The 23723-nt window shown below is 43.5% G+C and carries 23 protein-coding genes; 5 read left to right on the forward strand and 18 right to left on the reverse strand.

The genetic code is table 11. The features are described from left to right. Window positions 1-78 precede the first annotated feature (78 nt). The 10 genes from KNO87_RS13870 to KNO87_RS13915 all read right to left on the reverse strand — a co-directional run bounded on the left by KNO87_RS13870 (window position 79) and on the right by KNO87_RS13915 (window position 7624). Window positions 79-546, reverse strand: coding sequence for a hypothetical protein (locus tag KNO87_RS13870; RefSeq protein WP_214814751.1), 468 nt, complete (start codon window positions 544-546; stop codon window positions 79-81). A 13-nt stretch (window positions 547-559) separates the two neighbouring features. Further along, on the reverse strand, window positions 560-757 hold the full coding sequence (locus tag KNO87_RS13875; protein ID WP_214814753.1) for a hypothetical protein: 198 nt from the start codon (window positions 755-757) through the stop codon (window positions 560-562). After that, entirely contained in the window at window positions 754-1074 is a 321-nt protein-coding gene (locus KNO87_RS13880; RefSeq protein WP_214814755.1) for a nucleotide pyrophosphohydrolase, read from the reverse strand. The genes KNO87_RS13875 and KNO87_RS13880 overlap by 4 nt, the downstream gene beginning before the upstream one ends. A 180-nt stretch (window positions 1075-1254) precedes the next feature. Then, window positions 1255-1776 (reverse strand): VOC family protein, encoded by a 522-nt coding sequence (locus KNO87_RS13885; protein ID WP_214814757.1) that lies wholly within the window; start codon window positions 1774-1776, stop codon window positions 1255-1257. Then, window positions 1760-2728: a Gfo/Idh/MocA family protein gene (locus tag KNO87_RS13890; RefSeq protein ID WP_214814759.1), complete on the reverse strand. Its 969-nt coding sequence runs from the start codon at window positions 2726-2728 to the stop codon at window positions 1760-1762. The genes KNO87_RS13885 and KNO87_RS13890 overlap by 17 nt, the downstream gene beginning before the upstream one ends. Beyond that, window positions 2725-3414, reverse strand: a complete 690-nt coding sequence (gene rpiA / locus KNO87_RS13895) for a ribose 5-phosphate isomerase A (protein WP_214814761.1) — start codon at window positions 3412-3414, stop codon at window positions 2725-2727. The genes KNO87_RS13890 and rpiA overlap by 4 nt, the downstream gene beginning before the upstream one ends. Before the next feature lie 4 nt (window positions 3415-3418). Further along, a complete protein-coding gene (locus KNO87_RS13900) occupies window positions 3419-4366 on the reverse strand; it encodes a sugar-binding transcriptional regulator (RefSeq protein WP_214814763.1) in 948 nt (315 codons plus the stop codon). Between the two features lie 192 nt (window positions 4367-4558). Beyond that, on the reverse strand, window positions 4559-5203 hold the full coding sequence (locus KNO87_RS13905) for a DUF3841 domain-containing protein (RefSeq protein WP_214814765.1): 645 nt from the start codon (window positions 5201-5203) through the stop codon (window positions 4559-4561). A gap of 259 nt (window positions 5204-5462) precedes the next feature. Further along, window positions 5463-6788, reverse strand: a complete 1326-nt coding sequence (locus tag KNO87_RS13910) for a 3'-5' exonuclease (RefSeq protein ID WP_214814767.1) — start codon at window positions 6786-6788, stop codon at window positions 5463-5465. Next, the gene (locus KNO87_RS13915) at window positions 6758-7624 is read right to left on the reverse strand and encodes a DEAD/DEAH box helicase family protein (protein ID WP_214814769.1); all 867 of its coding nucleotides are present in this window, start codon (window positions 7622-7624) and stop codon (window positions 6758-6760) included. Before KNO87_RS13915 ends, KNO87_RS13910 begins: the two co-directional genes overlap by 31 nt. 251 nt (window positions 7625-7875) lie before the next feature. Between KNO87_RS13915 and KNO87_RS13920 the strand changes: the two genes are divergently transcribed. Both KNO87_RS13920 and KNO87_RS13925 read left to right on the forward strand, forming a co-directional pair. Beyond that, the gene (locus KNO87_RS13920; protein ID WP_214814771.1) at window positions 7876-12048 is read left to right on the forward strand and encodes an AAA domain-containing protein; all 4173 of its coding nucleotides are present in this window, start codon (window positions 7876-7878) and stop codon (window positions 12046-12048) included. Window positions 12049-12141: 93 nt separating this feature from the next. Beyond that, the gene (locus KNO87_RS13925; protein ID WP_214814773.1) at window positions 12142-12957 is read left to right on the forward strand and encodes a DNA-methyltransferase; all 816 of its coding nucleotides are present in this window, start codon (window positions 12142-12144) and stop codon (window positions 12955-12957) included. A gap of 66 nt (window positions 12958-13023) precedes the next feature. On the opposite strand, the gene KNO87_RS13930 is transcribed toward KNO87_RS13925, so the two are convergent. The 3 genes from KNO87_RS13930 to istA form a co-directional block, all read right to left on the reverse strand. Then, entirely contained in the window at window positions 13024-14106 is a 1083-nt protein-coding gene (locus KNO87_RS13930; protein ID WP_214814775.1) for a hypothetical protein, read from the reverse strand. A gap of 179 nt (window positions 14107-14285) precedes the next feature. Further along, window positions 14286-15059 (reverse strand): IS21-like element helper ATPase IstB, encoded by a 774-nt coding sequence (gene istB, locus KNO87_RS13935; protein WP_214814777.1) that lies wholly within the window; start codon window positions 15057-15059, stop codon window positions 14286-14288. Further along, window positions 15056-16285 carry an IS21 family transposase gene (gene istA, locus KNO87_RS13940; RefSeq protein WP_214814779.1) on the reverse strand — a complete coding sequence of 410 codons (1230 nt, stop codon included), beginning with the start codon at window positions 16283-16285 and terminating at the stop codon, window positions 15056-15058. Before istA ends, istB begins: the two co-directional genes overlap by 4 nt. Window positions 16286-16536: 251 nt before the next feature. Between istA and KNO87_RS13945 the strand changes: the two genes are divergently transcribed. Then, window positions 16537-16821 carry a hypothetical protein gene (locus KNO87_RS13945; protein ID WP_214814781.1) on the forward strand — a complete coding sequence of 95 codons (285 nt, stop codon included), beginning with the start codon at window positions 16537-16539 and terminating at the stop codon, window positions 16819-16821. A gap of 155 nt (window positions 16822-16976) precedes the next feature. Here the strand turns inward: KNO87_RS13945 and KNO87_RS13950 are convergent, their stop codons facing one another. The 3 genes from KNO87_RS13950 to groES form a co-directional block, all read right to left on the reverse strand. Beyond that, on the reverse strand, window positions 16977-18263 hold the full coding sequence (locus KNO87_RS13950; RefSeq protein WP_214814783.1) for a competence protein CoiA family protein: 1287 nt from the start codon (window positions 18261-18263) through the stop codon (window positions 16977-16979). A gap of 218 nt (window positions 18264-18481) precedes the next feature. After that, a complete protein-coding gene (gene groL / locus KNO87_RS13955; protein ID WP_214697033.1) occupies window positions 18482-20116 on the reverse strand; it encodes a chaperonin GroEL in 1635 nt (544 codons plus the stop codon). Between the two features lie 39 nt (window positions 20117-20155). Continuing rightward, complete coding sequence (gene groES, locus KNO87_RS13960) at window positions 20156-20440, reverse strand: co-chaperone GroES (RefSeq protein ID WP_074032569.1); 285 nt, start codon at window positions 20438-20440, stop codon at window positions 20156-20158. A 213-nt stretch (window positions 20441-20653) separates the two neighbouring features. Between groES and KNO87_RS13965 the strand changes: the two genes are divergently transcribed. Together KNO87_RS13965 and KNO87_RS13970 are read left to right on the forward strand one after the other, a co-directional pair. Then, window positions 20654-21349: a CPBP family intramembrane glutamic endopeptidase gene (locus KNO87_RS13965; protein ID WP_251126208.1), complete on the forward strand. Its 696-nt coding sequence runs from the start codon at window positions 20654-20656 to the stop codon at window positions 21347-21349. A 16-nt stretch (window positions 21350-21365) separates the two neighbouring features. Then, window positions 21366-21575 carry a YdiK family protein gene (locus KNO87_RS13970; protein WP_015880600.1) on the forward strand — a complete coding sequence of 70 codons (210 nt, stop codon included), beginning with the start codon at window positions 21366-21368 and terminating at the stop codon, window positions 21573-21575. Window positions 21576-21589: 14 nt separating this feature from the next. Here the strand turns inward: KNO87_RS13970 and KNO87_RS13975 are convergent, their stop codons facing one another. Further along, on the reverse strand, window positions 21590-21991 hold the full coding sequence (locus KNO87_RS13975; protein WP_214814785.1) for a hypothetical protein: 402 nt from the start codon (window positions 21989-21991) through the stop codon (window positions 21590-21592). 11 nt (window positions 21992-22002) lie between these two features. After that, window positions 22003-23628 carry an ABC transporter substrate-binding protein gene (locus KNO87_RS13980; RefSeq protein ID WP_214814787.1) on the reverse strand — a complete coding sequence of 542 codons (1626 nt, stop codon included), beginning with the start codon at window positions 23626-23628 and terminating at the stop codon, window positions 22003-22005. Window positions 23629-23723: the final 95 nt, after the last annotated feature.

The raw sequence follows: 23723 nt of genomic DNA on the forward strand, positions 1-23723 counted from the left end.
AGGGCAGTAAACGTATGCAAGGTTATATGTCATTCAAGTAATGTTAGATGCCCTTCTCCTTTTCTAATCTTGCGTTTTTCAATCAATCTGGCCGGCTTTTCCCCGACTGTACAATCGATGCGTCACATGACATGCGTCGACTTGCTTCAATTTGTAATCAAGGCTCTCGGATGCAACGATGACAAATAAAACGAGACTACAAGCCAACAGCAATCCCGAACTGTATTCGTCTCTATATAAAATCATCGTACTCAATAGTACAAACGTTCCAATCATTCCAAGACCTAGAGCACACTCATACCAGACGAGTCGTCGATATCGCACGCTTTCGTTAAATGTCAAAAGAACATTCGTCCGAAACGCAATCTTGATACACGCTGTGATGGGAAATAAGACGATGAACCAAGTGATTTCGGCTAACTGTTGATGACCACCCCAGTAAAACAAAGCACCACTGAAGACAATCAAGAGCCCTACTTGAATCGCAAGACGGGTCGAGCGTTTTCCAGATGCGTACATATGATTGAAGCGCTCATTTAATTTCACTGATGCATTCACCTCACGACATAACTTTTCGTTTCATCTGTCTCCAGTGCACAAACGCATTCGCAAACCAGATGACTGTCAACAGCGGGAACATGATGTTCATCCAGTTCGCACGTTCAATGTGGAACAAAGGAATCACAAGAAAAAGAGCCAAGTTCAATATACCTGCTACGAGATACATGACGAATAGCAATCGGTGATTCGATTTCATCTTGAATCTTCCGCACTCAAAATCGGATACTTCACTGCGTTTTTCACGAGCTTGTCTTCAATCGCTTTTGACACATCGATGTCAGCAGCATGTGCGAACGTCAGCGCATAGATCAACACGTCAGCAAGTTCTTCTTCCATCTCCGTCTTTTTCGTCTCAAGCGCTTCTTCACTGGAGATCCACTGAAACACTTCAAGTAACTCACTCGCCTCGAGCGACAGGGAAAGTGCCAAATCTTTCGGGTTATGATGGAACGCCCAGTCACGCTCATCACGGAATTTAATGATCTCGTCCATTAATCGTTGTACTTCGTTCATACTCGTCACGTCCTCATTCACAATTTTGTTCTCATTAAACATAATTCCATATTACCAAAAGATGGCACTTATAATACGCTTTTATCTGTTCACATATGCCCCTAATACATTCTTGTGAATGACAAATGATACGGACTAAAAAAGAATCGCCTGAGAAAGGGCGATTCTTTTCATATACACTTATTTATGTTTCGCCGGTGTCCAACGCTCCTGTTCACTCGACGCAGGGTAATCAATTCCATCCGGATAGGCGATCAGCTCGATGAGTGATCCCCACGGTGCCTTCCCGTATACACCTTGATTATCTCCATTGTCTTCGACGTCGGCTAACGGATGCGGTTTCGACAACAACTGTCCTCCAGCACGTTCAAAGCGCTGAGCCGCCTCTTGCATATCGTCCACATAAATCGCGAAGTGATGTAAACCGTACGATGAAATTCCAGTCGGTTCGGTTTCTTTCACATGAGCGACTTGAAATAATTCAATCGATGGTCCCGATTTGATTTGAAGCAGCCGCATATGGATAATTTGTTGTCCGTTTGGTAAGTCCAGTTGCTGCTCCGCCTCTTCTCCTTGCATCGGTTCATCTTCTGGACGCTGCACGTCATAACAAATCTCAGCGTCGAACGCGTCCTTCAAAAAAGTAGTTGCCTCCTCAATAGAAGGCACTGTCATTCCGATGTGATCAATTCCTCTGTTCATGATGAGTCCCCTTCCATTGTTGACGAATCCGATCCATCCACGTCATGACATCCCGTGAATAAAGTCGAGTCTCGTCAGATTCACCAGAAATGACACGGTGCATCGCGTCGATTTCATAGCGTAAAGCCTGCTCCGTCTCCCCAAGCTGAACGGTCTCGACCGAGCCATCTTTCGTATACGTGATGGTCGCCTCCGTTGCACGAGGAAACGCATTGACGGTAATGTACCCGTCTTCTCCCGCGATCACTCCTTGCTTCGGTAACTTTGTCCGCATCGCCAATGTGATGTTCACCATTTGATTTGAGCTTGTTCGAAGGATCGTACTCGATTGTTCATCAACCCCGGTCCTATAAGGTTTCATCGTCGTCATCACTTCCACTACTTCTTCATCTAAGAAACTTCTAGCGAACGATAAAGCGTACGTTCCGATATCGAGCATCGCACCCCCAGCCAATTCCGGATTGAAGAAACGATTAGACGGATCATCTTCTTTATAACTGCCGAACGTCACATGAATCATATTGACTCGTCCGATTGCACCTGCCTGCACACGCCGTCTCAACTCTTCAAAGAGTGGCATATGATAAATCGTCATCGCTTCGAGCACAACCACCCCTTGATTGTCAGCCAGACGATGAATGTTCTCGAGTTCCTCACTATTTAAAGTGATGGCTTTTTCGCAAAGGACATGCTTCCCATGAGCAATCGCTTGTTCCATCATCGAATAGTGGAGGTGATGAGGCGTCGCCACATAGACGATGTCGATGTCAGGTGACGACAACATCTCGTCTAACGTCTGGTACACATGTTTCACACCATGTTCTTGCGCAAATTGTTCGGACTTTTCAACATCTCGTCCCCACACTCCGTAGGCAATCCCCTCTGATTGTGCGAGTGCTTGAGCGAATTCTGTCGCAATCGTTCCAGGTCCAATGATTCCCCATTGCTTCATTCCACTTCCCCCGTTTCTGTTGAATAGACGACTATATCCTGATTCGATGCGACGATGATGTGCGTGACGACATCTGTGAACAAGGACGTATCGACCACACCACGTACTTGAGATAGTTGGTGTTGCATCTCAATCGAATCTTTAGACGGGTGGACGACCACGTCGAGTAATCGGTTTCCGTTCACCGTCACTAGTGCTCCATCACTGTTCAAACTTTGACGAACTTGTAGAGATTCCACCCATGGGAGCTCTTGGACTTTCTCGCTAACATAGGTAAATGCTTGTGGAAGAACTTCTAAGACAACCGGATGATCGAACGTCAATCGTTCCACAAATTTAGAGTCATCCACCAGTAATACATATCGCTTCGCCATCGTCGCGATGAGTTTTTCTTCTGTATGAATCCCACCTCCGCTTTTCAGGGCGTGGTGTCGAGCATCGACTTGGTCACAACCGTCAAAGGCAAGGTCAATCAGCGTGACATCCCCTGTCTCGACAACCCGAAGTCCTTTTTCCAAACAAGCGCGTCGTGTCACAAATGAAGGTGTCACGATTGTCACGTCCAGTTGATTCGCATGAATCCTATTAATTAGGTGTTGAATCGTACTGCCACCCCCAAGACCGATTGTCATCCCTGACTCAATCCAAGGGAGCGCGGCTTCCGCACACTTCTCTTTTACATCCATCCGTTCATTCCCCCTGTAACAGTTGTTGGGCTGTACGATCGGTTGTCACGATGACATCAATTAACTGATGCTCGGCGGCGACTCGAATCGCATCTACTTTCTCACTTCCATAGGCTACCCCGATTTTAAGTGGGACCTTTGCGAGCTGTTGGTGCTCGATATGGACCGTCCTATCTGATAAGGACGTCGTCATGAGTTCCCCGTTTTGATTATAAAAATTCGAACAAATATCCCCGACAATTTGGAGGTCGTTCATTTCCTCGGTGAACGTCTGGCCATAGAAGGCCAACCAGTTGGTTTCTTGGTTCAGTTGGGATGACCCAATCCCAAAGAGAGCAATGTTCATCCGACCCCAAAGCTCCATGACTTCTTGAGCATGTGTCGACTGGGTTAATGCTTGCTTGATAGCGGCATTCGGTAAAATAGCAGGAACATCGATTAATTTAGAACGTCCACGCCATTTTCGTGAGGCTTCATACGCTAACGTGTTCGCATGAAAACGACTTTCGAGCTTTCCGTCCGGCCCACCGATGAGTGGCACACATTGGATACTCGAATATGCTTCTTTCGGCGTGAGTGCTTCCACAACGGCAGCGAGTGCTGTCCCCCAAGAAAAGCCGATCACATCGTCATCGGTCACCATCGACTCGACGTATGTTGCGCACGCTTCCCCCATACGCTGTAACGTCTCTTCGCGTTGTCCTGACTTTTCAGGTACAAGGATGACATGTTTTAGACCGAACCGCTCTTTCAGTTGGGCTGCCACGTCAATTGATTGAAAGCGATCATAATCGATTTGAAACTTCACGATCCCTAATTCCCGAATCCGTTTCAACATGCGACTGATGGTCGCCCGATTGACATCGAGCGCCTCTGCAATCTGGTGTTGTGTTTGATTCTGTTCGTAATACAAGTGTGCTACTTCGTAAAACCTCTTCAGTTCTTCTGACATACAGCCACACCCCTTTGCACAAATGTACACCTAATTGAACATATGTGCAACACAAGGTATGTTTAGGAAAGTCAATCGGCTTCTAGGACAGGCAAACAAATCGTAAATGCGATGGCAACACAACTTGCTCCTTTACTTGAGAATAAGAAAAAGCCTTCACGGTGGAAGGCTTGATGGAAAACATAATATCGCTTAGCGTTTCTGCTTTTCTAAACTAAACGGAATCGACTTCTTGAATCCAAGGTTATAACTGAGTTGCCAGGCTAATCCTCGAACCCGATCCATCAAACAATCATCCAAGTCCCGAAAAGGCATGACAGCCCGAACCTGATGCAGTTCAATCCGATGAATCACGTATTGATAGTCTGGTGCCTCGATAGACCGATGAATCGCCATCTCCTCACACCATTTTTTATCAAAGATTTTTTCCCATGACTTTCGGGTATAGGCCGGATCAATATTCTCCCTGTGATCAAAGGCCTCGGCTGTATCGCAAAAAGTAGAGTGATACGGAACAAACTCCCAAAATGAAATTTCTGAAGCTAGTACTTGATCATCCGGTAATTCAACTGTCAACACAACACCTTTGTTTCCTTGTCCGATATGTCCACCCCTGCTCAAGTCAGGAAACTCATCCCAACACCAGACCGGATAGTTCCCACATAACGAAATTCCAATTCGTTGCTCATATTGTTCAACCATCCAATCATAGGCTGGTTTAAAAAATTCAAACCCTTCGTCGTTGAAAAAAGCGTACTGAGGATCACCTTGTAGATACCCTCGCTCCAATGCTACTTTCCAAGCGTCTTCATGCTGATGTGTATAATAAATCCCCAATCATTCTCCAACCTTTCATACATCATATGCATTCACTATACAAAAAGTCTTGAAGATAGGGATGTACAAAAAATGTATAGGTCTTTCATTTATTATCCAAGTATCTCAATTTAAAAAGGCTATAAGTAATTGGTTCATTGATGGGGTCTTACATCTTATATTTTCTATCTCCGCTTTTCAACGACATAAGATTTTACTACGCTTGATTTTGTCAAAAACTACTCACACTTTGTTTTTTCATATCATGTAATTCGATTTTCTATTTTCTGAATTGTATGCTGCGGAATAGCAATGAATAGTCTTCTGTCGTATGAACAACTACTTCATGTAAGGCTCGTGTCAATGAGACATATAATCGCCGCGCTTCCTGTGGAAATTCAGGATAGCTTTCTTGATCGACGTCCATTAAAAGCACTGCATCAAATTCCATACCGCGCAAGTAGTCTACTGTAGAAATAACAATTTCTTCTCCAACTTTAGTAGTATCAGATACAATGAGTTGAGTACGTAAATTAAGTTTTGCGTGTAAGAACTGTGCACGTTCTAATGTTGGTGTGATTATACAAATCGTAAATTGTTGTTTTCGCCAATGAGCTAGTACGTCTTTTATTTCTCTACTTTTCTTTGTCACTAGAAATTCGATAGGTTGCCCTTCTCGGTTAAATGGATCAATCCATGTTGTATCGTGATCTGAGTCATACAGTATTTCTTTAGCAAAATTAATAATAGGTTTCGTCGTTCGGAATGCTTTCGTTAAATACTCGATGCGCCATTTTGACTTTCCATGAGTTTGAATTGAATCCCATGACTCCATGTCAAACGCTTGATAGCTTTGTAGCGTATCTCCGAATACCGTCATCCCATGACAGATTTTTTCGAGCACCATTAAATCGAGCGGACGAAGTGTCTGGGCTTCATCAACAAAGAGATGGCTCCATTTTTCAGGATACCCATTAGTTTCATAGTGAAGATACATCCAGAGGAAGAGATCTAATCTAGTCGGAGATTTATATTTATGCCATGCTTTCAATAGAGTCTCATCCACATCTACTTTCATGTGTTCAAGCATCAATGGATTTTTTAGCATCTTCCAAACCGTTTCGGCATCAATTCGTAAGATTTCACTCCAAAAGTTCAAAAACGCTTCTCGCTTTTTCTTTTCTGATAGTAATCGATTTTCAAAATTCTCTTTCATCAATTCACTTAATTTTTGACGTTTTTCATCATACAAGTATTTTGTCCAAATCGAGGCTGTTTCAATATATTCTTGTTCATAGTCCTTTTTATTTAAAATATGTATTTTTTCAAGTTCACTTCGAATCGTTTGAAGGATCCGCAATCTCTTTTCGTGAAACGTCCCTTTTCCCGACATCCACATATCAATTGCTTTTTCGTGCACGTTGACCAATTCATCCATCGGTTCATAACTAAAAAGCGTTTCACAGATGTCCTCGTTCCATTCTGCCAGTGCCTCATCAACCCACTTGATTAAATGGCTCGATTCGTACAGCGGAAGTAATTCCAAATGGCCATTCTGATTTAAAAACTTTTTGTTCAATTGAACCGCAAAATCATCAAATGCCATATTGTAGAAACTGATTGAATTTGTAAATGCTCCGCATCCTTCAACAGTTGATGAATCGTCGCTTCGTTCGGAGCTAAATAAAGCATCTTTCGGCGTTCATCTTGATACTGCAAATAAGACATACGGTGCAACGCAGTTAACGATTTCCCAGTCCCGGCCGCACCTTGGACAATCATATATGTATCCACTGGTGCCTGGATAATGTGGTTTTGTTCGGCTTGCCGTGTTGCAATGAATCCATCAATAGAACGATCCTTTTGCTTCTTCGTCAACTCTTTCTCCATAAAACTATCTTGTGGGACGTCAGGCACCGTCGACGGCTTTTTGAATGTCGATTTGATTTGCTCGGTAAATCGCTTTGTCAGTGAGCTCGGTTGCCGTTTTGGAGCACGGCGATGATTTGCCTGAACGACACGTCGCTGTCTTCGATCAAGCTCGAGCTGTGTCATCCCGATGATGTCACCACCTGGCGTCTCAATTGTCTCTCCGTTAAACATGGACGCACGCATCGCCATCTCACTCCGCCAATCTAGGACAAGCGGGATTTCAGGTGAGCGAGGGTGCGCCACTCCGAACTTCCCGACCGGATAAACCTCTTCTTCACCTTCGTCCTCAATTACGAATGTAAACGAATACAGTTCTTTCAGGGCGTCCTCATATTTTTGGCGTTCCTGTGCGCTTTCCGATTGACGTGAATGTCCTCGCATGTCTATCATTTCATAGTCGCTTGATTCAAGATCTGGTTTGCCTCCTGCTGTCTTCCCATTTAGATGAGACTCGATTACCATACAAAAGTTATCAAGTCGTTGCTGTTCATTTTCTAAAATCACTTTCATAATCTGCACTCCCACATTATTATATATCCTCATTTTACCAAATATTCCAGACGAGAAATTACGTTTTTATTTAAAGGGGTAAATTTTTTAATTGAAGTTAGAAACACATACCACCTATTATAATTTTTATCTCCCTTTCTTTTAAAACGGACGTTATAATGTTAGTTGATTCCTAAATTAACGGGAAACATTCCCTTTGTTTGGAATGAGACGAATGCTACATTATCGTTTTAAGAAGGAAGGACTACATCATGAATCCAACAACTCAACAAAAAACAGCTGACTTATTTAAATTCTTAGCCGCTGTTAAACGGATGGATATCCGTACTGAAACCGATACAAAAAGCTATGAACTTCTTTTATCTCCAGAAACGTTAGCCTATCCAAACGTTCACGTCACCCGAGATGAAGAACTCTCTATCGAAGTGCATTTTCTCTCGCCATTCGCAGAGAAACGACCGAGTTTACCGCGAGAACTCTATGCATACGTCCTTCAAGAAGGCGAAACATATAAACGTACCGAATTGTTCCCTGAAAAGCTAGATAAGACCTTCAATGATTTTTTAGCTTCAATTGAAAATTGGGAACAAAAGAAAACAGCACACGAATCTGCTCGGAAACTATACGATACGATGTATCGGACGATGCAACTTTTATCAACCGAGAGCGATACATACGAACTCGTCTACTCCTTCGGAATGCTGCACTGGCCGAATGACAAAGTCGAGCGTCCACTATTTACAAGAGCTGCCGTACTTGAATTTGATCAAGAGAAGAGTCTGTTCCGCATTGAAGCGTCAGCCATACCGACAAAACTTGAACTCGATATGCTCGACCGTGACCACGTTTGGATGTCATCTGAACTATCCCGATATGAAGTCGATTTCAAAGAAGAACTCACTTTTGACTTTAAACCGTGGATTGAGACAGAACTAAAGGATCAGTCCGATCGCGTACTGAAACTGTTACACGACGATCACGCTTATGGAGAAGTCGCGACCGTCTATGCGATGCCAGGTATGCGCTTATACCTTCGCAAAAAGTCAGCCCATGCATGGGTCGAAGAGCATGAGAATTTGGCCTCATTGATTGAAGAGGGATTATCTCCCTCACCTGCCCTGCAGCAATTCCTAACATCAAACGATGAAGAAATTCATGCACTTGATGCGCTCGATCGTGACGCGTGGAAACCTGTCGGAGAAGAAATTCTGTTCCCACTCCCATACAACGAAGAACAAAAACGAATTTTAAGTCAACTCAGTAATCATGCCGGCGTGGTTGTACAAGGTCCTCCTGGAACGGGGAAAAGTCACACGATTTCTAACTTAATCTCACATTTGCTTGCTCACGGAAAACGCGTTCTCGTCACTAGTGAAAAAGAACATGCGTTACACGTCTTGCGCGATAAACTCCCTGTCCAAATTCGCCAGCTCGCGGTATCCGTCCTCGGGTCCGATTCAAAGACGACGAAGCAGACAGAGAGTTCACTCCAAGAAATCGCCTCGTACTTAAGCCGTACGACTGCATTAGAGTTAGAGAATGAAGGGAAACAGAAGCAGCAAAAATTGTATGAGACACGAGAAGAAATTTCTCGTCTACGCCGAAAAATGATCGAACAAGCTGCTAGTGAACACACAGAGATCCAATATCTTGACGAGACTCGTTCCCCTACCGATTGGGCTAAATGGACGAGCGAACAAAAAGTGACGATGCAACTTCCACTCCCCGTACTGACAGATACTTGTCCGATGACGGCTGATGAGTTGGCTGACTTTTATCAACTTATGGCGGAGAGAAGTGAAATTAATAATGGTATCGATACAGATTCGTATCCAAGTACACAACAATTTTTAGATAGTGATTCTTATGCAAAAAAAGCTAAAATGTATCATCATTATTCAAATTTAGCAGATCAATACGCTTCGCTTGAATGGTTATTTAAAAAACCAATTACGACTCGTCAAGAATTGCTTCAACATATTGAAAAGCTACTATTCACGGTGGAAGAATCGCCAGGATGGGTACGAAACATCTATCAACACTGGGTCACTCACCGAGATGATTATGATCAATGTGAGCAAGATTTGAAACAGTTTGAATCCGATGCTCTTTCTCTTGAAGAAATAGAACGTCAAATTACCCTCCACGAGGTAATTATGCCATCTACTTTACCGGAAAACTTTTGGGCACTTGTTGAAGAATTAGGACCACTACTCGATCAAGGGAAGACCAATGGATTCTTCTTTAAACTCATGCAACGAAAGCGATATACCCTTATTCTTGATGAAGTAAAGATTGATGGAAAAGCACCTAAATCATCCAAAGATTTGATGCTTTTGAAACAACTTGATGAATACAAACGTAACTTGACGAAACTTACAAGGCAGTTCAGCTATATATGTGGTCATTACCAGTTTGAACTCGAAACACCGACGTTCACGTCTTATCGTATGGTACGACAAGCATTCCGTGAATCGCATTCCATCCTACCAAATTATATTGAATCCATCGTTCCAGTGATTCAAGTGTATGGAACACGTGCATTCCGTTACGATGAGAAGTGGTTACGCCAAGCCAAAGAGGATCTTGAACAATCTTTTGTGCTTGATGAGTTAAAGCAACTTCAACAAACAAAAGAGAAGACATTACAATTGTTCACGGCGTCACACACTCATCAAGCTGCACTCCGTCTGAAACAAGCAGTTATGACTTGGGATGAAGGACTCTACACTACTTCACTTGAAGAACTTAAGTTGCTTGAAGAACAAAACACGAAGGCGACTCGCCTAAAAGAACTGACAGAGCGTATCAAACAAGTTGCTCCGGGTTGGTTGAACGCATTTTACGACGGAACTGCCCCGACACTTCAGCTTCAGACGTTCGAACTCGATTGGAAAGTGGCACGTGTCTTGACGCTGCTCGAAGCACTTAGTGATGATGATTATCGAGAGAAAATGAAACGGTTAGAGAAAGAGGAAGGAAGAGCGACAGCGGACTTGTGTGCGACATATGCGTGGAAAGAACAACTGACGCGGATGACGCCATCGAAACAAGAACGCTTGAACAGTTGGGCGAAGTTGATTCGCCAAATCGGGAAAGGCACTGGGAAACATGCGGCGCGTCACAAGCGGGAAGCCGCCCGTCAAATGGCTGCAGCCCAAGACGCCATCCCAGTTTGGATCATGCCAGTGAACCGCGTACTCGAATCGTTCAAAGAAATCGATGAACTATTCGACGTCATTATCTTCGACGAAAGCTCACAAAGCACGATGGATGCGATTTCGCTCCTGTCGCGTGCTCGAAAAGCCATCATTGTCGGGGATGACCGCCAAATCAGTCCGACGACGTTCCAAGATCAAAACGCAATTCAAGAGAAGAAAAAGACATACTTTGGTAACGATACGACGATGACGTTATTCGACGGTTCATCAAGCCTATACGATCTTGCCTCCGTCAAGTTCAGTGCGACGGTCGGCCTCCGTGAACACTTCCGTTGCGTACCAGAAATCATCGGGTTTAGTAATGCTCATGTGTACGAAGGTCGGATCGTGCCGCTCCGACTACCGCAACGCGCCGAACGATTGACACCGGCGGTACAGAGCGTCTTTGTAGAAGACGGGAATGTCGCTGAAACGACAAAAGACAAGTTCAACGTTCCGGAAGCGAAAGCACTCGTCGCTCACTTGAAGCAGTTGATTGACGACCCTCGCTACGCGAAGCGGACATTCGGGGTGATTTCACTTCTTGGAAAGGCCCAGACGGATCAAATCGAGCGAATGGCGACTGACTTGATTGGTATTGATAAGCTGATTGAGCACAACGTCCGCTTCGGTGACGCCTATACGTTCCAGGGTGATGAGCGTGACGTCATGTTGCTATCACTCGTCGTTGCACCGAACCGTCGCTTTACGGCACTTACGAAAGAGACCGACAGCCAACGCTTCAACGTTGCGGCAAGCCGAGCTCGAGACCAAATGATTTTGTTCCACTCTGTGACGCTGCAAGACATCGGCAATCAAAACTGTATGCGCTATAAACTCGTCAACTACTGCCAGAATCCGCTCGGTGATCAAGAGTCGTTCGAAGCGGTTCAACACTTGTTCGATTCTCCATTTGAAGAAGAAGTGTATAAACGTTTGACGAACCGTGGCTATCTCGTCCGCCCACAAGTTCAAGTGAACGGGTATCGCATCGACCTCGTCGTCGAAGGTGAATCGAATCGTCTTGCTGTCGAATGTGACGGCGAACGTTGGCACGGACCAGATGTTTACGAGCAAGACATGTTCCGACAAAAAGTGCTCGAACGAGCTGGTTGGACATTCTGGCGCGTTCGGGGTCGCCATTTCTACCGTGATGCGGATCAAGCAATGGAGCCGCTATGGACATTGCTTGATGAGATGGGGATTGAACCTGTGTTGACTTGATACTTCAAAAATATGATTACTTTATAATTTCATATTAAGAATATGTTTTAACTATATGTTATTATTTATGTGATATATAAGGAGGTTTTTTAAATGAAAATTGAAATTAATAATATATACGCAATGGATTGCATAGAGGGTATGAAAAATATACCCGATAATAGTATTGATATGATTGTGACCTCACCTCCTTATGATAATTTAAGAGATTATCAAGGATTTAATATCGACTTGCACCAAACCGGCCAAGAGATATACCGCATATTGAAAGAAGGTGGGGTATGCGTCATGGTTATACAAGATCAAACGAAAGATTTCGCTAAAACCCTAACTAGTTTTAGAACAATAGTGGATTGGGTTGACAACATAGGATTTAAATTATTTGAAACCGTAATTTATAGAAAACATGGAACTGAGGGAGCTTGGTGGAAAAGACGATTCAGAGTTGACCATGAATATATACCGATTTTCTTTAAAGGGAAAAAGCCACAATACTTTTATAAAGAACATTTGAAAATCCCTACTAAACATGGTGGGAAAGTTTTAAGCGGTAGTGGGAATAGAAAAACAAATGGCGAAACAACTAACACAGTTAAAAGACCTATAAATAATTTAAAATGTCGTGGAACCGTATTTGAATACCTCATGGCTGGCGATAAAAATCCATTAAAAAGAAAACATCCCGCTACTTTTCCTGATCAAATCCCTCTAGATTTCATTGAAACTTTTTGTCCAGAAGATGGAGTTGTTTTAGATCCTTTCATGGGGAGTGGAAGTACTGCTGTCGCAGCAAAAAAACTTAATCGAAATTTTATAGGATTTGATTTAAGCGAAGAATATGTTGAAATCTCTTACTCAAGACTAAAAGAAGTGACATCCACTCAGCAAAATTTAACTTTTACAAATTAAAACTAACAGTCGCAAAGGCTTATTTAAGCCTTTGCGACTGTTAGTTTTTTTAGCAAACTCCACCCTTTAATACAAATATTCATTTTCAGTAATATTATCCTTGATTACTCCTTCTTCATCTATTGTATACTCTATGCCAGTACCAGAAGTAATCGCAAACGAGAGAAGCAAAGGGTTTTCCATTATCATACTATAATTTCTGTTAGTAAGACCTGAATACCCATCCGCTTTTGTATTACTTTTTCTGAAAACATGAACATCTAAGTTTTCGAAATTCCATCTTTCTTCGATAAATCTCCATCCCATTTGATTACTAATATACGAATAAAAATCTATCATTCTATTTTTTTCCAATTCATGTACATCATAGACACCTTCCAAAGTCGATGAAGGTACTAAATTTATTGCCTGTCCGTTACTAGCACTTAGCTTAAATTTATCTCCAGTTCTTTTGTTTCTTCCACCTACTACATATGTATCTCCGTCAAAGAACCCAACAGCATTCCGACTATCCCTTTCTCTCAAAAGTGCATTGATATTATGCATAATGCTAATCACACTGCGTTCAGAGTAAAATACATCATGTAGTATATGATCTTCATCGTCTATATTAAGATAATGTAGCCAGTCTAAACAATTTTCAGTATATCCAAATAAATTAATCCATGTTCCATCAGTGAATAATAAAGGCCATACAGAAGTGTTAGCTAACTGATTACGAGAAATAACTCCGCCTTCTTGTAACAAACCTAATAGAAAGTGTATTGTTGCAAACGGATATTTGCTCTGAAAATTTTTTTTAGCATCAAAACCTCTGAAAATATTTGGCTGAATACAATTAGAAAAGTGATCTAGAAGTTGAGGATTACGCGTTAATATAGTTTTGTTATAAAGAACCATATGATGTCCGCAACTTTTAACATTTTCTTTAAAAATTTCAATATCCAAAAATGTACATTCTTCAGGATTAATATCATTTTTTACTGCAAGAACTTTACCGTCATAATATCCCACTACCTCAGCATCTAAAAAATTGGTGAATAGTATTCCACATAGGATTCCATCACTATCTGGACTTAAAATAATTTTTTGATCTCTTTCAAGTATCCAAGGATAGCTTTGCAGAATTTCTTGATAGTTTATACTCATCAGAATCACATCCTCATTTTTCTATTAGTTACTAAAAATAGTTTATCACATATTTATTTGTAAATTAAATTGAAAATCGCACTATTATTAAAACCACTTAATAAAACTGCTCCGTAGAAGTGTCAACAGCGGTTTAAAATTCCCTCTTAATAACGGATTAAAAATCCCTTTTTTACTCGTTACTCTTGGAAACTATCGACACGGGTCGGCTGGATGCCGGCCCGTTTCTTTTCCCTCATCCGATATGAATCTCCCCGAATGTTAAAAGTGGTCGCATGATGAAGAAGGCGATCTAAAATTGCGGTTGCCAAAACCTCGTCACCGAATATTTTTCCCCATTCAATATATGACTTGTTTGAAGTCAGGATGATCGAGCCTCTCTCATATCTCTTCGAGATGATTTGAAACAGCGCATTCGCACTGATGGGGTCGAACGAAAAATAACCGATTTCATCTAGAATGAGTAGCTCGGATCGACAGTACCTTTTGATGATACGCGGAAGGAGGCCAGATTTTTCTGCTTTTTGACACTCCTCGACAAAATCGTTCGCGGTAATGAACGAAGTCCGATAACCTTTCGTGACAGCTTCCGCAGCGATTGAAATCGCCAAGTGTGTCTTCCCCACACCCGGCGGGCCCAATAATAATACATTGAAGCCGTTATCGATGAACCGACAGGTCATTACCTCCCTGACGCGCTTTTCATTGATGCTCGGCTGAAACGAAAAGTCGAAGTCTTCTAGCGTCTTAAAATAGGGGAGTCTGGCACGTTTTATTCGTTTCGATAGCTCTGTCGACTCACGGTGCTCGATTTCCGTCATCAGAATACTGTTTAGAAAGTCCGAATATGCTACATTATTCTTGGAGGCATCTTCAAGGATTCCTTCAAGCTGGTTGGCCGACAATTGCCATCCAACTTTTTCTAAGCGTTCAGTGAGAAGGTCCGTGTTCATTCGTGATCGCTCCTTTCGAACTGTTCGTACACTTGAAGGGAACGACGTTCCACTTCAGGAATATCGGGCTGGAGACGACGGGTCGGCAAACCTTTTTGAGTCGTTTCTAGCCCTTTGTAATGCTCTAAATTCAACTGAGACTTCAAGTTCCCGGAGGCATTCGGATGTTGGGCGATTTGTTCGCCATCAGCGTAGACCTCGAGATGATGGTCAAGGGTGATTCTAATTCGTACATGCTGTCCGACGAACCGGAACGGAACTGAATACTGTCGTCCTTGGTAGGACACAAAACAGTCTTTGCTTACTTGACGTGTTTCCCAGCGATGGACCGGATAATGCGGCTTCAAATGTCCTGGAGCTAGAAAACCTTGTTCGACCTCGAAGCGTTTCTCAGGTGACTCTTTCGTCGTATCGTTTTTCTTCTTATTGGCCGTGCTTTGTAGCCAATCCAAGACGTCACGATTTAATTGTTCCAATGTCTTTCCGATACGTCGTTTGAAGAAGTTCTGTTTCATATAGCCGAATGAGCGCTCGATCTTCCCTTTCGTCTGTGCCCGTCTGGGCTTGCACGCCTTCGGCGTGATCCCATAATAGGCCAAGAAATCTTCGAACTTCTGATTGAACTTGATGCCGTTGGGATTGTGGCTGATGACCGCAGTTTTCATATTGTCATAGAGAATCTGTTGCGGTACGCCATTGAAGAAGGCGAACGCATTCATATGGCACTTCATCAGAGTCTCCAGCGTCATGTCGGTCGTGAACTCGATGTATCGCATCCTTGAATACCCGAGGATGATGGAGAAGGCATACACCACACGCATTTCACCGTTTACTTCATACGTCCCGACATCACTCCAGTCCATCTGTCCCTGTCGTCCAGGCGGCGTCTCAAACCTGACGGTAGCCTGCTTTTTATGCTGAAGTCTGTAAGGTCTCACATACTCCCTCAGAATCGTCATTTTCCCTTCATAACCTAGCTTTTGAATCTCATCGAACAGAACCTCGCAATTGGTTGTACCTTCTTTTATACGTTCGTTTATGTAGTCTTTGTAGGGTTCAAGTTTTCCTTTCCTCTTTTTCCTTTTCACTTTCGTAGGTGCATTTTCCATCTTCAAATACTTTCGGATTGTCTTAGGATCATATCCCGTCTCGTCAGAGATGGCTCTGATTGTCCATCCCTTGCTTCTTAACTCACGAATCATAAAAAATCCCTCACTTCGGATCATGTCTCACACTCCATTTTCAGGTTGTCAGAATCATTATCCGTTAATTTGAGGGATTTTTAATACGTTGATATAAGGGATTTTAACAGCGTTGACTACATGGGATGTTGCACTTACAAATAAACCTCATAAAATATTAACCTTAGTCAATTTTATTACATACCTTATTCTCGTTCTTTTCTACAATCAACTTAATGACTTGGTTAAATATTCGTTTTCAATTCGATGAGCAATAGAAGAAGGGATGAGATGTTATGAATACTGATGAGGCGATTACAGAGTGGACCTATTGGAAAGCTGTTGTACGTTATGGACATGTAGGGAAAGGAAAAGAAATTAGTGTAGCAAGATATCTAGTAATGCCTGGCGGTTCGACCACGGTCGACGTGATGGAAATCATCACTGAAATGCCAGGAACAAAAAAGCGTTCCGTTGGTTCAATCCAAAAAATTGACTGCTTGGAGTATCTTGAAGGTCTTCGCTCAGAGAAGAAAAACTTTTTCCTACAACGCCTGTTCGAAGGAAGACAAGCCCAGTAATCTTTTGCACGATAAGTCACCTATACATCTCAACATTGAAATGTATAGGTGATTTGAATTTTCATTTAATACCCTCAAACAAACAGAGTCTGTTATCAAACACGTCATTTCGGATTCGCTTCGGTACTTTGCTCTTTCTAGGCATTTTAATGATTTTATATAGTTTTTACAGCATACGTTCTATCTCGTTGCCCGCCCGTTGACGAAAGTTCAATTACGTTCTCTTCGACTAATTGATCAAGACAAGCACAGACGTCTGAATAAATTTTGTAGCGTCCTGTATTGTAAGACTTATTTGAAGCACCATTGAGCACTAGATACTCTGCTACATCGTCAGCATTTATCAATCTTAACCTACAAGTTTTGATATATTCCAAAATTGCCGTTCGAAAATGACTTTTTGTTAGCAAATTCTTCGAGCTTACTTGACGTTTTGATGAATCGTAACGCTTGTTTAGTAATTCAGTTCTATTTGCGTCTGCGATTTCTTTTTGTTTCTCCATGTATTCATTTTTCTTCTGCTGCAATTCTTGTAAAAAGGAATTCCTTAGTTGCATTTCGATTTTCGGATCGCTTAGTTGTAATGTTTGAGTAGTCAACAGGGCAGTGGATAGGCTGATTTCATATCCTCCATTTAAGGCAAATGCTCGAAATGGACTTTTTTGCTCATCTTCAATAAAGCGTCGAACAGAGAATTGAATACGATCTTCTTTAGATTGGATATAGTAAAGACTTCGAACCTTATAAAGATTCGGCGTTTTTTGATGATGGTAATCGAATAGTTCAAATAAGGATTGATCACGCGTTGTTTCATTCAATAATGTTTCCCACATTAAATCTTCAGGCGTCTTCATAGCAAGATTTAACTCAGCTTCCCAAAGATGGATCACATGACGACCTAAATCAATCGACTGTTCTGTATTTTCGATGAACCAAATCGGTATAAGCCCATTTTCTTTGAAGTATGTATTCCTTTTAATAATTTGATTAGCCAATTTTTCATCTCGATTTTGTGTCACGTTTGTAAGCACCGTAATCGCAATTTCTTTATCCACATTTTTTACGATAATATCAGGATAGTAACGCCACTTTTCAGTCGCTTTTGCTACAAAACCGTATTCAACTTCGAGTTCTTTATTTAATTTTTGTTGAACTTTTAGTTCATCATGAATAAAGTTCTTTATAACCGAATGCTGCTTTGACTCTCGTCTAATCTGCTCCTGATATTTGTCACTCTCAATAGAAAGTTCACATGACTTTGACTTCTTATGAGAAAAATGAAATTTCCGCTTATCTCCAGATTTAATAACAAGTGTTTCCTTACAATAAGGACAGCTAAACGCTCCTTTATCCGAACTTTTTTTCAGTTCACGAATTTCCAGCTTTTCATCTAATAAAACTGATAAAGTTATGTTTTCCCCTTCATATATCGCTTCTTGCAAAATCAATCCCTCCCTAATTAAAATGGGTTCTCTAAATACATTATATTACTTTTAAATTTAATTAATTCCATTATATAACATTTATATCGCTTTAAAAAAATATATTCGGTAGAGAAGAGAAGTAATTAACTACCTTTAATTATTTTGAATCATCACTGACAACAAAAAAACCACCCACCAGCTTTCGCTGATGGATGGTTCTCGTTAAGGTGTATGACTTACATCATACCGCCCATTCCACCCATGCCGCCCATGTCAGGCATTGCAGGAGCATCTTTTTCTGGCTTGTCTGCGATAACGGCCTCTGTTGTGAGGAACATCGCTGAGACAGATGCTGCGTTTTGGAGTGCTGAACGCGTCACTTTCGCTGGGTCGACGATCCCGTGTGCGATCATATCGACGTATTCGCCAGTTGCCGCGTTGTACCCGACACCGACTGATTCGTTCTTGAGTTTCTCGACGATGACCGAACCTTCTTCACCCGCGTTTTCCGCGATTTGACGGACCGGTGCTTCAAGAGCACGAAGGACAAGTTTGACACCCGTTGCTTCATCTGCTGTCACTTCTGCAAGCAACGCACGAACGGCTGGGATGACGTTGATGAGTGATGTACCACCACCCGCAACGATTCCTTCTTCGACGGCCGCACGTGTCGCGTTGAGTGCGTCTTCGATGCGGAGTTTACGCTCTTTGAGCTCTGTCTCCGTAGCTGCACCGACTTTGACGACGGCTACGCCACCTGCTAGTTTCGCGAGACGCTCTTGGAGTTTTTCACGATCGAAGTCAGACGTTGTCTCTTCGATTTGGTTACGAATCGTTTGAACGCGTGCTTTGATTGTTTCTTCGTTCCCTGCACCTTCGACGACAGTCGTTGTGTCTTTTGTGACGACGACTTTCGATGCGCGACCGAGCATGTCGAGTGATGCTGATTTGAGGTCGAGACCGAGGTCTTCTGTGATGACTTGACCACCTGTAAGTGTCGCGAGGTCTTCAAGCATCGCTTTACGACGGTCACCGAATCCTGGTGCTTTGACGGCTACCGCATTGAACGTACCACGGAGTTTGTTCAAAACGAGTGTCGCGAGGGCATCGCCTTCGATATCTTCTGCGACGATCAAGATTGGCTTCCCTTGTTGCACGACTTGCTCGAGCACTGGGATGATTTCTTGAATGTTTGAGATCTTCTTGTCTGTGATCAAGATGTATGGATTGTCGAGTGACGCTTCCATCTTGTCAGAATCTGAAATCATGTAAGGTGAAAGGTATCCGCGGTCGAACTGCATCCCTTCGACAACATCGAGTTCTGTCGTGAAGCCACGTGATTCTTCGATTGTGATGACACCGTCGTTACCGACGCGCTCCATCGCTTCTGCGATCAATTCGCCGACTTCCTCGTCCGCTGCCGAGATAGCCGCGACTTGTGCGATCGCTTCTTTTGATTCGATTGGTTTTGAAATCAATTTCAATTCTTCGAGTGCACGACGAACCGCTTTGTCGATCCCTTTACGAAGGATCATCGGGTTCGCGCCCGCTGTGACGTTCTTGAGCCCTTCACGAATCATCGCTTGTGCGAGGACTGTCGCTGTTGTCGTACCGTCCCCTGCGACTTCGTTCGTCTTCGACGCGACTTCAGCAACGAGTTTCGCGCCCATGTTTTCGAAGCGGTCTTCGAGTTCGATTTCTTTCGCGATTGTCACACCATCGTTTGTGATGAGTGGTGAACCGAATTTCTTCTCAAGGACGACGTTACGTCCTTTTGGTCCAATCGTTACTTTGACTGCGTCAGCGAGTGCGTCGACGCCGCGAAGCATCGCATGACGTGCATCTTCTGAGAATTTGATATCTTTTGCCATCGTTCATTTCCCCCTAAAAAAGTTTTTGAATAATGGTGCTTAGCCTACGATTGCGAGAATGTCGCTCTCGCGAACGATTAAGTACTCTTTTCCATCATGCTTCACTTCGGTACCTGCGTACTTCGAGTAGATGACCAAATCATTTTCTTTCACGTCGAGAGCGATACGCTCGCCTTGGTCTGTCACACGGCCCGTTCCGACTGCGATGACTTTCCCTTGTTGCGGCTTTTCTTTCGCCGTATCAGGAAGCACGATGCCCCCGATCGTCTTTTCTTCTTTCTCCACGACTTCGATGATGACACGATCGCCTAGTGGTTTTAACATGGAAAAACCCTCCTCCGAATATGAATGATGTAATGTGTATCGTAAGGTTTTAGCACTCAGTTAAAAGGAGTGCTAACATTGATAAGTGTAGTATGCAACGATTAAAAAATCAAGTGGGGAACATCAAAAAATGCTCTCACTCGCGGTCAAGAGAACTTATTTGTTACAATGAGAAAAAGGTAGGTTCATTCTTAAAATTAAGGACGTGTTGAATTGGCTACATTAAACTCAAACCAATCGATAAATACCCGTTTTTCGATGGCGCCTAACATTCGTCTCCGGCACCTCACCCCGATTTTATTATATGCGTTCGTCCAACTGTTCCCGCTCGTCATCCGTGAAGTACGACCGGAATGGTTAACCGAAACGTTCATCGGGCTCTGGATGGCCATCGGGTTTACCGTGACGATTGTATTGTCGTTATTACTCATTTGGCCGGACTTGAAGCAATATAAGGCACAAGGTGTTCAATCTAACTTGAATGACACGGTAAAATGGATCGGACTCGGGATTTTGATGCAATATGGGCTCGTCATCGTCGCGAATTTGATTGAAACAGCCATTTCAGGCGAACTTGTCGAATCGATGAATACACAAACCATCGCCGATATGGTGGAAGTCATCCCACTCATGATTTTGCCTGTCATTTTGCTCGGACCGATTATCGAAGAGATTCTCTTCCGTCATATTTTGTTCGGGAACTTGAACGTGCGCTTCGGATTCTGGATTGCCTTCGCGGTCAGTTCGATCCTATTCGCGCTCATCCATCAAGACAATCGCTTCCTCGTCTATATCGCGATGAGCTTTGCGTTCTCATACGCTTATGCGAAGACGAGACGCTTGATCGTCCCAATCGCGATTCATGCGTTCAACAACGCGCTCGTGATGCTCGTACTATTTTTAATGTAGAAATGAGGTGGCAGTTATGCCGCGACAATTAAAAGTGATGATGCTCTTCAGTCTTTCGTTCGGTGTGTTGTTCACCGTCCTCGCGTACTTCTCGGTACAAGAGTATGGGTTCAGCTTCTGGACATACTTCATCATCGCCGTCGCCGCTTACGACTTTTTCAAAGTGTATCAAATCTTGGCACTCGCTCGAAAAGTCAAAAAAGAAGGCACGGACAAATCCGCATAATGAAACCCCGAGTCTTACGAGCTCGGGGTTTTTCTTATCGTTGCAACTTTCGATTGCTCTTGTATTACTTCTTGATAGACACTTCGAATGAGCAGTCCACGCAGACCAAACGATACACCTAATACGATATAAATGGCATCGATCAGTAGGATTTGTGATTCATCCAAGAAGAAATTGATGACCACTCCAATGACCAGCAAACCGTAAATCATGATGTTCATGAGTGTCGCATCGACTTGTCTCATGATTCTCTTGCTCACCTTTTCCTCAAGCTTTTCAATTTCTTCGTGTCGATAGCCGTAGATGGTGAATCCTAGACCCACGATTGTGATGCTAAGAAACACACCATCCCATAGCGCGAATAAAAACAGTCCTACAAAAAAGATCATGAACCCAATGAGTAACTTCTTACGCACCATACCCCTCCTTACGACGGAATCCATAGTTTTGCAAAATCAAAATAGCCGAACAAGTCGACACAGACATCCTTCAACTCGACCGGGAACGGAATCGTCCGCTCCTCATTATAGAGCGGGATGAAGTACGACTTTTCTTTCAACTCGCGTTCGATTTCCCGGTGAAGGGGTAACCAGTCCTCAAACGGCAAGTCATCGTACCGTTCAATACGTTCCGCGATTTCCTCCATGTAAGGCAATACTTTATGTGGCGGCGAGTATTCGTTCGTCATGAACTGTTCAAAGCCGAGCGTCACGTTCCGTTCGAACACTTCCCCGTGAACGACCAAATCGACATATTCATAATACGATTTGTCATGAATCGAATCTTTGAAACTGATGGGCACGAACTCATAGGCAATCCCGTGACGCGTCAACATCTCGGCAATCCAATCGGTCGTATCGTTCGTGTAGTCTGTCTGTTTGATCCGTATCGGACGATCGAGCGTGACAGGTGGCCCTTCTGGAACATCATACGTCTCACTCAGCAAGCCGAGAAACCCTTGATCGTTCGGCGTTCTTCGCTCATGCAACGTCCCGATTTCCGGTCGAATCTCCGCAATCAACCGATGCATGTAATGGCGCGCCTCTTCGTGTGCGAACACACTATTCGGATGACTGTTCAAGATGACAAGCCCGAACCCAGACGGTGTCGAGATGTGTCCGGTTTCTTTGGAATCCCTTGATGAGATGCGATACGTCGGATCATATCCGTCTGGCACTTTGATGAACTCGACCCGATCTAAAAGTGCTCGGACCCCAAAATAATTCTCGAAGGCGAGAAGAACCGTCTTCTCCTTGTCATGGCGATCCAATTGAAACGGTCCCGTCCCGACACTTCCTTTGGCGACACTCGTATGAATCATCGACAGTTTCGGGATGTACGAATTTCGACGCCTGTCGAGCGTGACGTCGACGCGATATGTGCCGTTCGATGCGATATGCCGGACGTGCCGATACATATACCGATACGCATCCGACTGAACGAGCATACGCAAACTTTTCGTCACATCTTTACTCGTCATGAGCGACCCGTCATGGAAACGGACCCCTTTCCGAAGAAACAAGACGAGCGTACTTCCCTGCCATTCGTAATGATGGGCGAGCTCCCCTGTGACCACTCCGGACGCATCGATCATAAAGAGACGATTGAAGACGTTTTGGACGAGGTGGGCACTGTGGATGTCAGCCGCCTCGAGTGGATGTGTCGTTAAAAAGTGACGACGGCGCGGAATGATGAGCGCATCGCTCGATGTCTGGACATATCCGAACTTCTTCTCAAGCTGGCGCATGAACCGCCCTGCCTGTGCAGGCGACCAGTCCCACTCCAACTGACTCGTCACCGCTTCGACCGACTCTTTCTCCATGCGTTCGAGTAGCTGTTTTGCCAAATCGCGCTCAACGTGTCGCAGCCATTCGAGTCGCGTTAAGTTTCCCCGTCCGCGTCCGCTCGTATACGTGAGCCATCCTTCTTCCTGCCACCGTGCCAAATGGCGCTTCGTTTGTTTCGGGCTTAAATGAATGGCTTCCGCCATATCGGAAATCGTGTACGCCCCGTCCCGACACTCTTTCCATAATCGAAATAAATACGCATCCACCTCGCATTCCCCCTTAAAAGTGGACATCATTTCCCCATGTCGTCCATTTTTCAAATCCATTGTCTTGTTTATCATACAGGTACAGAATGGAAGGT

Origin of the sequence: Exiguobacterium sp. s34 (genome assembly GCF_018617435.1) — a bacterium.
GTDB classification, from domain to species: Bacteria; Bacillota; Bacilli; order Exiguobacteriales; family Exiguobacteriaceae; genus Exiguobacterium; species Exiguobacterium aestuarii.

Bases quoted from the DNA above. Each gene is read 5' to 3' on its own strand.
- KNO87_RS13880 (WP_214814755.1), bottom strand. From the start codon at position 1,074: ATGAACGAAGTACAACGATTAATGGACGAGATCATTAAATTCCGTGAT.
- KNO87_RS13910 (WP_214814767.1), bottom strand. From the start codon at position 6,788: ATGGCATTTGATGATTTTGCGGTTCAATTGAACAAAAAGTTTTTAAAT.
- groL (WP_214697033.1), bottom strand. From the start codon at position 20,116: ATGGCAAAAGATATCAAATTCTCAGAAGATGCACGTCATGCGATGCTT.
- KNO87_RS13875 (WP_214814753.1), bottom strand. From the start codon at position 757: ATGAAATCGAATCACCGATTGCTATTCGTCATGTATCTCGTAGCAGGT.
- KNO87_RS13970 (WP_015880600.1), top strand. From the start codon at position 21,366: ATGCCGCGACAATTAAAAGTGATGATGCTCTTCAGTCTTTCGTTCGGT.
- KNO87_RS13930 (WP_214814775.1), bottom strand. From the start codon at position 14,106: ATGAGTATAAACTATCAAGAAATTCTGCAAAGCTATCCTTGGATACTT.
- KNO87_RS13900 (WP_214814763.1), bottom strand. From the start codon at position 4,366: ATGTCAGAAGAACTGAAGAGGTTTTACGAAGTAGCACACTTGTATTAC.
- KNO87_RS13925 (WP_214814773.1), top strand. From the start codon at position 12,142: ATGAAAATTGAAATTAATAATATATACGCAATGGATTGCATAGAGGGT.
- KNO87_RS13945 (WP_214814781.1), top strand. From the start codon at position 16,537: ATGAATACTGATGAGGCGATTACAGAGTGGACCTATTGGAAAGCTGTT.
- KNO87_RS13915 (WP_214814769.1), bottom strand. From the start codon at position 7,624: ATGAAAGTGATTTTAGAAAATGAACAGCAACGACTTGATAACTTTTGT.
- istB (WP_214814777.1), bottom strand. From the start codon at position 15,059: ATGAACACGGACCTTCTCACTGAACGCTTAGAAAAAGTTGGATGGCAA.
- rpiA (WP_214814761.1), bottom strand. From the start codon at position 3,414: ATGGATGTAAAAGAGAAGTGTGCGGAAGCCGCGCTCCCTTGGATTGAG.
- KNO87_RS13890 (WP_214814759.1), bottom strand. From the start codon at position 2,728: ATGAAGCAATGGGGAATCATTGGACCTGGAACGATTGCGACAGAATTC.
- KNO87_RS13920 (WP_214814771.1), top strand. From the start codon at position 7,876: ATGAATCCAACAACTCAACAAAAAACAGCTGACTTATTTAAATTCTTA.
- KNO87_RS13885 (WP_214814757.1), bottom strand. From the start codon at position 1,776: ATGAACAGAGGAATTGATCACATCGGAATGACAGTGCCTTCTATTGAG.
- istA (WP_214814779.1), bottom strand. From the start codon at position 16,285: ATGATCCGAAGTGAGGGATTTTTTATGATTCGTGAGTTAAGAAGCAAG.
- groES (WP_074032569.1), bottom strand. From the start codon at position 20,440: ATGTTAAAACCACTAGGCGATCGTGTCATCATCGAAGTCGTGGAGAAA.